This is a genomic window from Buchnera aphidicola str. Ak (Acyrthosiphon kondoi), from assembly GCF_000225445.1.
Classification (GTDB): Bacteria; Pseudomonadota; Gammaproteobacteria; order Enterobacterales; family Enterobacteriaceae; genus Buchnera; species Buchnera aphidicola_A.
Window position 1 is genome coordinate 423,199 of sequence record NC_017256.1, and the last position, 12,554, is coordinate 435,752.

14 protein-coding genes and 1 pseudogene are annotated in these 12,554 nt (G+C 26.6%); 10 read left to right on the top strand and 5 right to left on the bottom strand.

Annotated elements, in window-relative coordinates; genetic code table 11:
* Positions 1-80 precede the first annotated feature (80 nt).
* From ftsH to greA, 3 genes are all read right to left on the bottom strand, one after another.
* Positions 81-1,916, bottom strand: a complete 1,836-nt coding sequence (ftsH, locus tag BAKON_RS01945; protein WP_014499527.1) for an ATP-dependent zinc metalloprotease FtsH — start codon at positions 1,914-1,916, stop codon at positions 81-83.
* Positions 1,917-1,981: 65 nt separating this feature from the next.
* Entirely contained in the window at positions 1,982-2,602 is a 621-nt protein-coding gene (gene rlmE / locus BAKON_RS01950; protein ID WP_014499528.1) for a 23S rRNA (uridine(2552)-2'-O)-methyltransferase RlmE, read from the bottom strand.
* Between the two features lie 74 nt (positions 2,603-2,676).
* A complete protein-coding gene (gene greA, locus BAKON_RS01955) occupies positions 2,677-3,153 on the bottom strand; it encodes a transcription elongation factor GreA (protein WP_226989531.1) in 477 nt (158 codons plus the stop codon).
* A gap of 532 nt (positions 3,154-3,685) precedes the next feature.
* On the opposite strand from greA, the gene BAKON_RS01960 reads away from it, so the two are divergent.
* The 5 genes and pseudogenes from BAKON_RS01960 to cgtA all read left to right on the top strand — a co-directional run bounded on the left by BAKON_RS01960 (position 3,686) and on the right by cgtA (position 7,005).
* Positions 3,686-3,934 (top strand): BolA family protein, encoded by a 249-nt coding sequence (locus BAKON_RS01960; RefSeq protein ID WP_014499530.1) that lies wholly within the window; start codon positions 3,686-3,688, stop codon positions 3,932-3,934.
* A 22-nt stretch (positions 3,935-3,956) separates the two neighbouring features.
* Positions 3,957-5,212, top strand: a pseudogene (gene murA, locus BAKON_RS01965) (UDP-N-acetylglucosamine 1-carboxyvinyltransferase).
* Between the two features lie 48 nt (positions 5,213-5,260).
* Positions 5,261-5,587, top strand: a complete 327-nt coding sequence (rplU, locus tag BAKON_RS01970; RefSeq protein WP_014499531.1) for a 50S ribosomal protein L21 — start codon at positions 5,261-5,263, stop codon at positions 5,585-5,587.
* Between the two features lie 4 nt (positions 5,588-5,591).
* Positions 5,592-5,846, top strand: coding sequence for a 50S ribosomal protein L27 (rpmA, locus tag BAKON_RS01975; protein ID WP_014499532.1), 255 nt, complete (start codon positions 5,592-5,594; stop codon positions 5,844-5,846).
* Positions 5,847-6,000: 154 nt separating this feature from the next.
* Positions 6,001-7,005 carry an Obg family GTPase CgtA gene (gene cgtA / locus BAKON_RS01980; RefSeq protein WP_014499533.1) on the top strand — a complete coding sequence of 335 codons (1,005 nt, stop codon included), beginning with the start codon at positions 6,001-6,003 and terminating at the stop codon, positions 7,003-7,005.
* 67 nt (positions 7,006-7,072) lie between these two features.
* Here the strand turns inward: cgtA and rpsI are convergent, their stop codons facing one another.
* Both rpsI and rplM read right to left on the bottom strand, forming a co-directional pair.
* Entirely contained in the window at positions 7,073-7,465 is a 393-nt protein-coding gene (gene rpsI / locus BAKON_RS01985) for a 30S ribosomal protein S9 (RefSeq protein WP_014499534.1), read from the bottom strand.
* Between the two features lie 21 nt (positions 7,466-7,486).
* Entirely contained in the window at positions 7,487-7,915 is a 429-nt protein-coding gene (gene rplM, locus BAKON_RS01990) for a 50S ribosomal protein L13 (RefSeq protein WP_014499535.1), read from the bottom strand.
* Positions 7,916-8,169: 254 nt separating this feature from the next.
* Between rplM and BAKON_RS01995 the strand changes: the two genes are divergently transcribed.
* The 5 genes from BAKON_RS01995 to trmD all read left to right on the top strand — a co-directional run bounded on the left by BAKON_RS01995 (position 8,170) and on the right by trmD (position 12,511).
* The gene (locus tag BAKON_RS01995) at positions 8,170-9,327 is read left to right on the top strand and encodes a chorismate mutase (protein WP_014499536.1); all 1,158 of its coding nucleotides are present in this window, start codon (positions 8,170-8,172) and stop codon (positions 9,325-9,327) included.
* Positions 9,328-9,520: 193 nt separating this feature from the next.
* The gene (gene ffh, locus BAKON_RS02000; protein ID WP_014499537.1) at positions 9,521-10,876 is read left to right on the top strand and encodes a signal recognition particle protein; all 1,356 of its coding nucleotides are present in this window, start codon (positions 9,521-9,523) and stop codon (positions 10,874-10,876) included.
* Between the two features lie 128 nt (positions 10,877-11,004).
* Positions 11,005-11,262 carry a 30S ribosomal protein S16 gene (rpsP, locus tag BAKON_RS02010; RefSeq protein WP_014499538.1) on the top strand — a complete coding sequence of 86 codons (258 nt, stop codon included), beginning with the start codon at positions 11,005-11,007 and terminating at the stop codon, positions 11,260-11,262.
* Positions 11,256-11,786, top strand: coding sequence for a ribosome maturation factor RimM (gene rimM / locus BAKON_RS02015; RefSeq protein ID WP_014499539.1), 531 nt, complete (start codon positions 11,256-11,258; stop codon positions 11,784-11,786). Before rpsP ends, rimM begins: the two co-directional genes overlap by 7 nt.
* 14 nt (positions 11,787-11,800) lie before the next feature.
* On the top strand, positions 11,801-12,511 hold the full coding sequence (gene trmD / locus BAKON_RS02020) for a tRNA (guanosine(37)-N1)-methyltransferase TrmD (protein WP_014499540.1): 711 nt from the start codon (positions 11,801-11,803) through the stop codon (positions 12,509-12,511).
* Positions 12,512-12,554: the final 43 nt, after the last annotated feature.

Consider the following 12,554-nt stretch of genomic DNA (forward strand, 5'->3'; position numbering starts at 1 on the left):
GCATTATAAAATTAATATTTTTTTAAAATAAAATTTTTGTAAAATAGATAAAAATACATTTATTTTCTAAATTAAAGAAATTATTTATTTATATCTGTCTCAATCCATCCCTTTGGTTTTCGTACTTCTTTTCTTTTCATTAAATCATCAATTTGAAATGCATCAATAGTCTCATATTTTATTAATGCATCTTTCATAGCATGCAGTATATCAATATTTTCATTTAAAATGTCTCGAGCTCGGCTATAATTAATTTCAATTAATAGTTTGACTTCTTCGTCAATAATTCTAGCTGTTTCATCAGACATATGTTTTGCTTTAGCTACTGAACGTCCTAAAAACACTTCTCCTTCTTCTTCAGCGTACAACAAAGGACCAAGTTTCTCTGAAAACCCCCATTGAGTTACCATATTTCGCGCTAAACTTGTAGCTATTTTAATATCATTACAAGCACCAGTGGAAACATTTTTAGAACCATAAATAATTTCTTCTGCTAAACGACCACCATACAAAGTAGATATTTGACTTTCTAACTTTTGACGACTCATACTGAGAGTATCTGATTCAGGTAAAAAAATAGTAACCCCCAGTGCTCGTCCCCTAGGAATAATAGTTACTTTATGCGCAGGATCATGTTCAGGTACCAATCTTCCAATAATAACATGACCAGCTTCATGATATGCTGTAGATTCTTTTTGGTAATCACTCATAACCATCGATCTTCGTTCAGAACCCATCATCATTTTATCTTTAGCTCTTTCAAATTCTAACATAGAGACTACACGATTATCTAATCTAGCTGCAAAAAGAGCAGCTTCATTAACTAAATTAGCTAAATCAGCACCCGAAAATCCTGGTGTACCGCGTGCAATAATCATAGGATCTACATCTTTAGATAAAGGAACTTTTCTCATATGTACTTGTAAAATTTGTTCTCGTCCACGAATATCTGGAAGTGCTACAATAACTTGACGATCAAAACGACCAGGACGTAAGAGAGCAGGGTCTAAAACATCAGGTCTATTAGTAGCAGCAATTAAAATAATACCTTCATTTCCGTCAAAACCATCCATTTCTACTAACATTTGATTAAGTGTTTGTTCTCTTTCATCATGTCCGCCACCTAATCCTGCACCTCTTTGACGTCCTACTGCATCAATTTCGTCAATAAAAATTATACATGGTGCAGATTTTCTTGAATGCTCAAACATATCTCTTACTCTAGAAGCACCTACTCCAACAAACATTTCAACAAAATCAGATCCAGAAATAGTAAAAAAGGGGACTTTAGCCTCTCCAGCAATTGCTTTTGCAAGTAATGTTTTTCCTGTTCCTGGTGGACCAACCATTAATATACCCTTAGGAATTTTACCTCCTAATTTTTGAAAACGACCAGGTTCTTTAAGATATTCTACCAATTCACTAACTTCTTCTTTTGCTTCATCACATCCTGCAACATCTGAAAAAGTGGTTTGAATTTGATCTTCTGATAGCATACGTGCTTTACTTTTACCAAATGACATTGCGCCTTTTCCACCACCCATTTGCATTTGACGCATAAAAAAAATCCAAACACCAATAAGTAATAACATTGGAAACCAAGATATAAGAATTGAAACAAGAAGACTCGGTTCTTCAGGCATTGATCCAATAATTTTAACTCTTTTTGTTAAAAGATTATCTAACAGTTTAGGGTCATTAATAGGAATATAGGTAGTATATTTGCTACTATCTTTTTTAGTAACACTAATCACACGTCCGTTAATATATGCTTCACGCACCTGATCTTGATTTACTTCTGATAAAAAAGTCGAGTAATCAACTCTATGATTATTTATATCATTAGTGTTGAAGTTTTGAAAAATAGACATTAATACAACTGTGATAACTAACCAGAAGATCAGGTTTTTAACCATGTCACTCAAAGGAACAACCTCTCATTGAATCTATATTTTAAAAACAACACAGACTATTATAATTTTTATCTGGTTGCTAGAATGAATATCTCTCGAGATCTTGTTCGAGAAGTTTTAGGTTTGCAAATTTTAATTTTTTTAAAAAATATTTTAATTTCTTCATACAATTCATTAAAACCCTCTCCCTGAAATGATTTTAACAAAAAAATACCATTATTAGATAAAATATGATTTGATATTTTTAACGCTAACTTAGATAAATTAATAATACGTGGCATATCGATAGAAAAATGTCCTGTTATATTCGGAGCCATATCTGACATCAATAAATGAAATTTAGTATTTTTTACAGAATTTAGCATTAAATTCAATATTTTTTTATCACGAAAATCTCCTTGAAAAATCTCTACGCCTGTTATTGGTCTAATAGGCAATACATCACAAGCTATGACACGTCCTTTTTTTCCTATTCTTTTAATCGCATATTGCGACCAACTTCCAGGAGCAGCACCTAAATCCATAACATTCATGCCAATTTTAAATAATTTGTTACTTTTATCTAATTGTTCTAACTTAAACCAAGCTCTTGAGCGTATATTGTTTGTTTGTGCTTCCTTGACATATGGATCTTTAAAATGTTCTAATAACCAACGATTAGAACTCTTTGTTTTTTTTTTATAAATCATATTTTCACTGCTTTAAAATCAATTTTTCAAGAAATATTTGATCAAATACCAATTAGATTAAATCATTTTTTAAACTACATATAATCTATTTTTAAAATCTTATATTCAACATCACCACCTGGTGTACATATAATTACAACATCGTTATTTTTTTTTCCAATAAGACCTCTTGCTATTGGAGAATTAATAGAAATTAAATTTTTTTTAAAATCAGATTCATCATCACCGACAATTTGATAAGTAAATTCTTCATTATTTTTTATATTTAGAATACTAACAGTAGCACCAAAAATTACTCGGTTATTATTAGATATTTTCGTTATATCTATAACTTGAGAGTTAGATAACTTTGACTCAATTTCTTTTATGCGTCCTTCACAAAAACTTTGCTCTTCACGAGCAGAATGGTATTCAGCATTTTCTTTTAAATCACCGTGTTCTCTAGCGTCTGCTATTGCAGAAATAATACGAGGACGTTCTATGCTTTTTAATTTTTCAAGTTCTTGACGAAGTTTTTCTGCTCCTCTTACAGTCATTGGAATCAGATTAATCATATGAACACTCCACTGTTTTTTTGTTTAATATTTTCAAAATAATTTTTAAAAAAATAAAAAATATTTTTTAAAATTAAAAAAAATGTTAAATTATAATTTTATATTTCATAATATTATATCTTTATAAAATTATTTAACTATTAAGATTGTTTTCCTATATTTCTTAAAGAAATTTTAAATATAAGATCATAAAACAGAATTTCATATTGATAAAATTTAATCAACTTTTATATATTAAAAAATATATTTAAAATATATAAAAAAAATTTAAACATTACATTTATATAATAAATTGTTTAAGAATATTTTTATTTAATATTTTTTTTAAAAAATATATATTTCAAGATGAAAATATATTCATCTATTTTAAAGTAAAAAATAAAATTTATCAAAATTTTAAATATTTAGTTATATATTTATATATTGATAATTAACTGATTCGCTATTTTTTTTAATTAATAAAATGGTATTGATTATTTTTTAAAATTTTAACAATACATCAAATATTCAATCAAAAGTACAATATAAAATGAACAATCAAGATATAACATCTTTGCTTATCAACAAATTAAATCTAGAAAAAGCTTATGTTACAGGGGACACTAATCATATTAAGATAATTGTCATAGGAAACCTTTTTAAAGATATGAGTCAAGTAAAAAGACAGCAAATAGTTTATACACCTTTAATAAAAATGATCACAGAAAAACATATTCACGCAGTATCTATCATGTCTTATACACCTGAAGAATGGAAAAAAAATAAAAAATTATATTAATACAATAGAGATTTGTTAATAAATGGATAAACTATACGTACAAGGAAATAAAAATTTAAATGGTAATGTTGTTATTTCAGGTTCTAAAAATGCAGCATTACCAATTTTATTTATGACTATATTAACAGGAGAAAAAATTCAAATTAGTAATATTCCTGATTTAACTGACATTAACATAGCCCTTAAATTACTAGTATATTTAGGAGTAAAAATAAAAAAAAAAAAGTATTGTATATTGATGCAAGCTCGATAAATGTTTTTTGTGCTCCATATCATTTAATCAAAAAAATTAGAGCATCTATCTGGATATTAGGTCCTCTTTTAGCACGTTTTGGTAAAGCTAAAATATTTTTACCCGGAGGATGTAAGATTGGAACAAGACCTGTAGATCTACATTTAAATGGTTTAATTCAATTAGGTGCGAAAATTAATTTAAAAGATGATTGTATTGATGCTTACGTTAAAGGTCGTCTACAGGGAAAATATATTTTGATGGAGAAAATTAGTGTTGGTGCCACTATCACTATTATGAGTGCTGCTACTTTAGCTAAAGGTTCCACAGTAATTGATAATGCAGCCTGCGAGCCAGAAATTGTTGATATTGCAAAATTTCTAAATGCTTTAGGTGCTAATATTATTGGTGCAGGCAGCAATAAAATATATATTAAAGGTGTGTTAAAATTAACCGGTGGTGAACATCGAGTGATTCCAGATAGAATTGAAACAGGAACTTTTTTGGTTGCTGCAGCAGCCTCGCAAGGCCATATTATTTGCCATAAAACTGAACCTAAACACTTAAAAAGTGTGTTGTTAAAACTAACTGAAGCTGGAGCTGAAGTTAAAACAGGAAAAGATTGGATTAAATTAGATATGAGAGGGAAAAGACCTAAATCTTTAAATATTTGCACTGCTCCTTATCCAGGTTTTCCAACGGATATGCAAGCTCAATTTGCTTTGTTAAATACTGTTGCTAAAGGCATAGGTACTATAACTGAAACTATCTTTGAAAATCGTTTTATTTACACATCCGAACTAATAAATATGGGTGCTAAAATAAAAATAAAAAATAATACTATTATATGTCATGGAATACCTAAATTAACATCTTCTAATGTTTTTTGTAGTGATTTAAGAGCTTCTGCAACATTAATATTAGCAGGTTGTATTGCTGTAGGTTTAACAATAGTAAATCATACTTATCATCTTACTAGAGGATACGAGTCATTTCCTAAAAAATTAAATCAATTAGGAGCAGACATTAAAAGTATATGGATATAATGAATTTTTTCAGAATCACAATAAATATTTAACAACTGGAGTTTTTTTATGTATGCAGTTTTTATAAGTGGTGGAAAACAATATCGAGCAATTAAAAACCAAGTTATTAGATTAGAAAAATTAAATGGTCCACTTGGTACAACTATAGAATTCAATAAAATTTTAATGATTTCAAATAAAGATTCTATAAGAGTTGGAACTCCTTTTATAACAGGAGGAATAATAAAAGCTCATATTCAAAATCACGGTCGTCTTAAAAAAATTAAAATTATTAAATTTAATCGCCGTAAACATTATAAAAAACAACAAGGTCACCGTCAGCATTTCACTGATGTAAAAATCATAGATATTAATAATATTGAAGGAGAAATATAAAGAAATGGCACATAAAAAAGCTGGTGGATCCACTAGAAATGGACGAGATTCTAATGCACAAAGGCTGGGTGTAAAATGTTTTGGTGGTCAATTAATTTCAGCAGGTAGTATAATTGTAAAACAACGTGGAACTAAATTTCATCCTGGTAAAAATGTAGGTTGTGGTAAAGATCATACAATTTTCGCTACTGTCAAAGGGAAGGTTGAATTTAAAAAAAAAGGATTAAAAAAAAGAACATACATAAATGTTATTAATTAAAAAATAAATCATTTATATATTCAAAACCCCTTTCTAGGGGTTCTATATTTTTATAAAAAATATGAATTATTAAAAAATTAATTAATAAAATAAACAGAATTATTAAATGTTAAAATATTTATTAATAAAAAAAATATTAAGAGTAATTAAAAAAATGAAATTCATTGATCAAACTATAATACAAGTTATCGCTGGTAATGGTGGAAATGGTTGTGTTAATTTTAGAAGAGAAAAATATATTCCTAAAGGAGGGCCTGATGGAGGAGATGGTGGTGATGGTGGAAATGTTTGGTTAGAAGCTGATAATAATTTAAATACTCTTATAGACCTCAGATTCAAAAAAAAATTTCAAGCTCAAAACGGACAGCATGGTTCAAGTAAAAAATGTTCTGGGAAAAAAGGAGATGATATTAAAATACATGTACCTATAGGAACAAAAGCAATAAACTATCAAACACGTGAAATAATAGGTGATTTAATTCAACATAAACAAAAAATACTAATTGCTAAGGGAGGTTGGCATGGACTAGGTAATGTTAGATTTAAATCTTCAACGAATCGCACTCCTAGACAAAGCACATTAGGTACTATCGGAGAAAAAAGAGACATACAATTAGAACTGATGTTAATTGCTGATGTAGGAACATTAGGAATGCCTAATGTTGGAAAGTCTACTTTTGTTACAAGTATATCTGGTGCTAAAACAAAAATTGCAGACTATCCATTTACAACATTAAATCCAATTTTAGGAAGTGTAAATATTCTAAATAACAAAAAATTTATTATAGCAGATATTCCAGGTATAATAAAAGGAGCTTCTAATGGTTCTGGATTAGGCATTCGTTTTCTAAAACATTTAGAAAGATGCAAACTATTACTTCATATCGTTGATTTAGTTCCTCAGAACAATTTTCATCCAGAACAAAATATAGCTATAGTATTAAATGAACTAAAAAAATATAGTTTAAAACTATATAACAAACCAAGATGGTTAATCTTCAATAAAATAGATTTACTAAATACAGAACAAACAAATCAAATAATTAATAAAATTAAACATAAATTTAAAATAAATGAAAAATACTACTTTATTTCTTCAATTAACAAAACTGGTATAAAAAAATTATGTTTTGATATAATTGAATATTTAAAAAAATAAAAAAGAACTCGGTTTATTAAAAAACCAAGTTCTTTTAAATTCAAAACGAATAATATCTTTTTTGGCTTTAACGTTTAGAAAATTGTGGGCGTTTTCTAGCTTTTCGAAAACCAACTTTTTTACGTTCAACTTGACGTGAATCACGTGTTACAAATCCCGCTTTTCTTAAATCTAAACGTAAAAATTGATTATATTTAATTAAAGCACGAGTAATACCTTGACGAATTGCACCTGCTTGACCAGAAATACCTCCGCCTTTCACTGTTATATAAATATTAAACTTATCTACCATATTAACTAATTCTAATGGTTGACGAACAATCATACAAGCAGTTTCACGACCAAAATATTCATTTAAAGAACGTTTATTTACAACGATTTCTCCATTACCAGATCTAAGAAACACTCTAGCAGAAGAGCTTTTACGACGACCAGTACCATAATTTTGAATTTTAATCATCTATTTTTGTATACCTTTATATCAAATATTCAATAATTTAGGACATTGTGCCATATGTTCATGATGTTCATCAGAAAAAACTTTTAATTTTTTAAACATAGAACGTCCTAAAGGACCTTTTGGCAACATACCTTTCACTGCAATTTCTATGACTCTTTCTGGATGACGAGAAATCATTTCTTCAAATCTAGATTGTTTTATACCACCCACATAGCCTGTATGATGGTAATAAATTTTACCAATCCTTTTATTTCCCGTAACTAATATTCTTGCGGCATTTACAACAATGATATAATCACCAGTATCAAGATGAGGAGTATATTCGACCTTATGTTTTCCTCTAAGACGAGATGATAATGCGCTTGCTAATCTACCTAATATTTTATTAGTTGCATCTACATAATACCAGTTTCTCTTAATATTACTTGATTTAACTGAAAAAGTTTTCATAATAAAATCCACTTAAATATAATTATTTATATAGAAAATAATACTATGATTAACATTAATAAGATATAGTAAACATATTTAACTAAAAACATATTTTAAAATATTTCACTTTATTATTTATAAAATTAACTTGATTTTATCTAGTATATTTTTATAAAAATTATATGTACGTTAACACATTCGTTATATAAAAAAATGTTAAAAATATTCCATTTTATATTTAGACATATTACATCTTTCATAGGTAATAAATTATGCCTACTAAAAACTCTCTACTACTTTTTCGTGAAGAGATTAATAACATTGATAAAAAAATAGTAAAATTATTAGCAGACAGAAAAAACTTAGTATTAAAAATAGCTCAATCTAAAATAGAAAATAATCAAGCAATACGAGATATAGAACGCGAAAAAAAAATGTTAGAAAAATTAATTATTTTAGGAAAAAAAAATCATTTAACCTCTGAGTATATAACTCGATTATTCCAGTTAATAATCGAAGAATCTGTCTTGACTCAAAAAAAAATATTACAAAAATTTTGCGATAATCATAAATTAACCCCTAGTAGTTTTTCATTTCTGGGTCCTAAAGGTTCTTACTCTCATATTGCTGCTTATGAATATGCAGATCGAAATTTTCAAAAATGTATTACAAACGAGTGTTCAACGTTTGAAGAAGTGATTCTATCAGTCGAAAACAATCAATCAGATTATGCTGTTTTACCGATTGAAAATACTTGTTCTGGTTCTATTAATGAAGTTTTAAATCTTTTAAAAAATACTAATTTATATATTGTTGGAGAGATTAATATTTTTATAAACCATTGTTTACTTGCGATCAAAAAAATTGCATTACACAAGATTAAAACAGTATATAGTCATCCTCAACCATTCCAACAATGTAGTAATTTTATTAAACAATTTCCAGAATGGACTATTAAATACACTAAAAGCACAGCGGATGCAATGAAGAAGATTACTAAATATAATGAAACAACTAATGCAGCATTGGGAAGTGAAATAGGAAGTAAAATTTACGGATTAAATATTTTAACTAAGAATTTGGCAAATAAAGAAAAAAATATTACAAGATTTATTGTATTACATCGAGAATCTAAAAAAATATCCGAAAAAATACCAACTAAAACAACATTAATGTTTAGTACAGGACAAGAATCAGGAGCTCTTGCTGCAGTACTATTAATATTACAAGAAAAAAAACTAATTATGAAAAAAATAACTTCTCAAACAGTCTATAAAAATCCATGGGAAGAAATGTTTTATATTGATATTCAAGTAAATTTATCATCATTATTAATGCAAGATGCTCTTAAAAAAATCAATAAAATTACTAAATTTATGAAAATTTTAGGATGTTATCCTAGTGAAAATATTGCTCCAATCATACCATAAAATTTTTAAAAATATGATTTGCAAATTAAAAAATTGATAAATAATGTATTTTAAATTGTCAAATACTTTTAAATGTTTTATTTTTATATTTTTTAAAAAATAATTAATTTTTTATTAACAAGCATGATACTTTAAACGTAATTATTATTACCGTCAATTAAGATATCAAGAAATTTAATGTGAGCAATAAATAATGTTTAAGAACTTAACTCAACGTCTTTCCAATAGTTTTAAAAAAATTATAAATAAGGGAAGACTTACAGAAGAAAACATTAAAGACACTATAAGAGAAGTTCGAAAAGCGTTATTAGAAGCAGATGTAACATTTTCAGTAATAAAAACATTTATAGAAAATGTTAAAAAAAAATCTATTGGTCATCAAATAAATAAAAGTTTAACTCCCGGACAAGAATTTATAAAAATAGTTAAACATGAATTAATATTTGCCATGGGTGAAAAAAATAATTCTTTAAATTTATCTATTGAACCACCAGCAGTTATATTAGTAGTAGGTTTACAAGGATCAGGAAAAACTACTAGTTTAGCAAAAATAGGAAAATGGATTAAAGATAAACATAAGAAAAAAATATTAATTACATCTACTGATATTTATCGTGCAGCTGCTATCAAACAACTTCAAATATTATCTAGACAAATTGAAATAGATTTTTTTATATCTCATGAAAACCAGAAACCAATAGAAATAACTAGACAAGCAATACAACATGCAAAATTAAAGTTATATGATGTTTTATTAATTGATACAGCAGGACGCTTACATATTGATAAAACAATGATGAACGAAATTCAGCAAATACAATATCTATCAAAACCTATTGAAACATTATTAATAGTAGATTCAATGATGGGTCAAGATGCTATAAATATGGCAAAAATATTTAATAACGATTTGTTGATATCTGGTATAGTTTTAACTAAAACAGATGGTGATTCTAGAAGCGGAATTGCTTTATCTATGCGTTATATAACTGGTAAACCTATTAAATTTATAGGAACAGGAGAAAAAATAACATCATTGGAACCATTTTATCCTGAAAGAATAGTTGATAGAATTTTAGGAATGAACGATATTATGTCTCTTATTGAAGACATTGAAGAAAAAGTAGATCAATCACAGATTAAAAAATTGACAAAAAAATTAAAAAAAGGTCATGATTTTAACTTAAATGACTTTTTAACACAAATCAAACAAATGAAAAAAATAGGAGGTTTAAATTATTTCATAGACAAATTTTCTATAAATCATCAATTATCTAATAATATATCATTATTAAACACTGATAAAAACACTTTAAACAAAGTAGAAGCCATGATATGTTCTATGACACCTAAAGAAAGAATAAAACCAATCATTATAAAAGGTTCAAGAAAACGTAGAATCGCCTTAGGCTCAGGTACACAAATACAAGATGTCAATAAATTATTAAAAAATTTTGATGATATACGTAGAATTATGAAGAAAATTAAAAGTAATGGAATATCAAAAATAATGCGTGGAATCAAAAATATATTACCTAAAAAATTTTAAAAAATTATATTCTAAAGATATAGATTTAGTAAATTTTTTAGTTTGGATTAAATATAAGAAGTATAATTTTATCATTCAATTTATTTTAAATAATTCTTTTAATTTTAAAACTCTTAGGAAGAAAAGATATGGTAAAAATTCGTTTATCTAGATATGGAACAAAAAAACGTCCGTTTTATAAGATGGTAGTAGCTGATAGTCGTTTTTCTAGAAATGGTCGTTTTATTGAACGTATAGGATACTTTAATCCTATTGCTAAAGGAAAATCTGAGAAACTAAAATTAGATTTAAAACGTATTAAATATTGGATTGATCAAGGAGCTCAAATGTCAGAAAGAACTAAAAAACTAATAAAATCAATAAACAAAAAAGAGGCTATATTATAAATATTAGTATTAACATACCAGTTAAACCATTATTGATAGGGAAAGTTGGAAAATCTTATGGAATATTAGGTTGGATAAATATTTTTTCTTTTACAGAAGAACAAGAAAAAATATTTAATTATCTTCCGTGGTTTTTTTTAAAAGAAAAAAAATGGACAAAAATTCAAATTAACAATTGGAAAAATCATAAAAACAATTTTGTTGTTCAAATAAAAAATATTTCCGATCGTTCAATTGTTAGAAAGTTCACAAATTCAGATATCATAATTAGTAAATACACATTACCCGTATTACAAAAAAATGATTACTATTGGAATGATATTATTGACTGTAAAGTATTCAATCTAGATCAGATTTATTTAGGAACAGTAATTAATTTAATGAGGATAAAAAATAACGATATTCTTATTTTAAAAAATGAGTCAAAAAAATTTAAAAAAAATATATTAATCCCATTTATTGAAAATCACATAATAAAAAATGTAAATATTAAAAATAAATTTATATTAGTTCAATGGAAATAAACTGTATATTCTAAATGAAAAAAAAAAATAATGATACTACAATATGGTTTAATATTATTACTATTTTTCCAGAAATGTTTCGTACAATTACTGATTATGGCATTATTGGACAAGCAGTTAAAAAAAAAATTATTAATATTAATTTTTTTAATCCAAGAAATTTTAGTAAAAATAAATACAAATCCATAGATGATCGTCCTTATGGAGGAGGACCAGGCATGTTGATGAGTGCCGAACCATTGTATCTAGCAATTCAACAAGCTAAGTCTATATCAAAAAATGCAATTGTTATTTATTTATCTCCTCAAGGGAAAGTATTTCAACAAAATAATATCAAACAATTAATTACAAGAAAAAAAATTATTTTTATATGTGGTCGATATGAAGGAATAGACCAACGGATTATTGATAATCAAGTAGATGAGGAATGGTCTATTGGGAGTTATATACTTACTGGAGGAGAATTAGCTGCCATGGTTATGATTGACTCTATCTCTCGATTAGTTCCGGGTGTTATTAAAACCAAAAAATCAATAGAAGAAGATTCTTTTTCTAATAATTTACTTGATTATCCTAGTTATACGCGACCTCAAATTATAAGAAAAATGTTAGTTCCTAAAGTGTTATTATCTGGAAACCATAATCAAATTCGTCTTTGGCGTTTAAAGCAATCACTTGGAAATACATGGATTAAACGTCCTGATCTTTTAAAAAAAAAACACTAACAAAGGAAGAAAAAATTCTGCTAGATGAATTCAAAAAAACAAA

Coding starts and splice junctions, on each gene's coding strand:
- BAKON_RS01960 (WP_014499530.1), top strand. CDS start 3,686: ATGAACAATCAAGATATAACATCTTTGCTTATCAACAAATTAAATCTA.
- rpsP (WP_014499538.1), top strand. CDS start 11,005: ATGGTAAAAATTCGTTTATCTAGATATGGAACAAAAAAACGTCCGTTT.
- rpsI (WP_014499534.1), bottom strand. CDS start 7,465: ATGATTAAAATTCAAAATTATGGTACTGGTCGTCGTAAAAGCTCTTCT.
- ftsH (WP_014499527.1), bottom strand. CDS start 1,916: ATGGTTAAAAACCTGATCTTCTGGTTAGTTATCACAGTTGTATTAATG.
- rpmA (WP_014499532.1), top strand. CDS start 5,592: ATGGCACATAAAAAAGCTGGTGGATCCACTAGAAATGGACGAGATTCT.
- ffh (WP_014499537.1), top strand. CDS start 9,521: ATGTTTAAGAACTTAACTCAACGTCTTTCCAATAGTTTTAAAAAAATT.
- rplU (WP_014499531.1), top strand. CDS start 5,261: ATGTATGCAGTTTTTATAAGTGGTGGAAAACAATATCGAGCAATTAAA.
- rlmE (WP_014499528.1), bottom strand. CDS start 2,602: ATGATTTATAAAAAAAAAACAAAGAGTTCTAATCGTTGGTTATTAGAA.
- trmD (WP_014499540.1), top strand. CDS start 11,801: ATGAAAAAAAAAAATAATGATACTACAATATGGTTTAATATTATTACT.
- cgtA (WP_014499533.1), top strand. CDS start 6,001: ATGAAATTCATTGATCAAACTATAATACAAGTTATCGCTGGTAATGGT.
- rplM (WP_014499535.1), bottom strand. CDS start 7,915: ATGAAAACTTTTTCAGTTAAATCAAGTAATATTAAGAGAAACTGGTAT.
- BAKON_RS01995 (WP_014499536.1), top strand. CDS start 8,170: ATGCCTACTAAAAACTCTCTACTACTTTTTCGTGAAGAGATTAATAAC.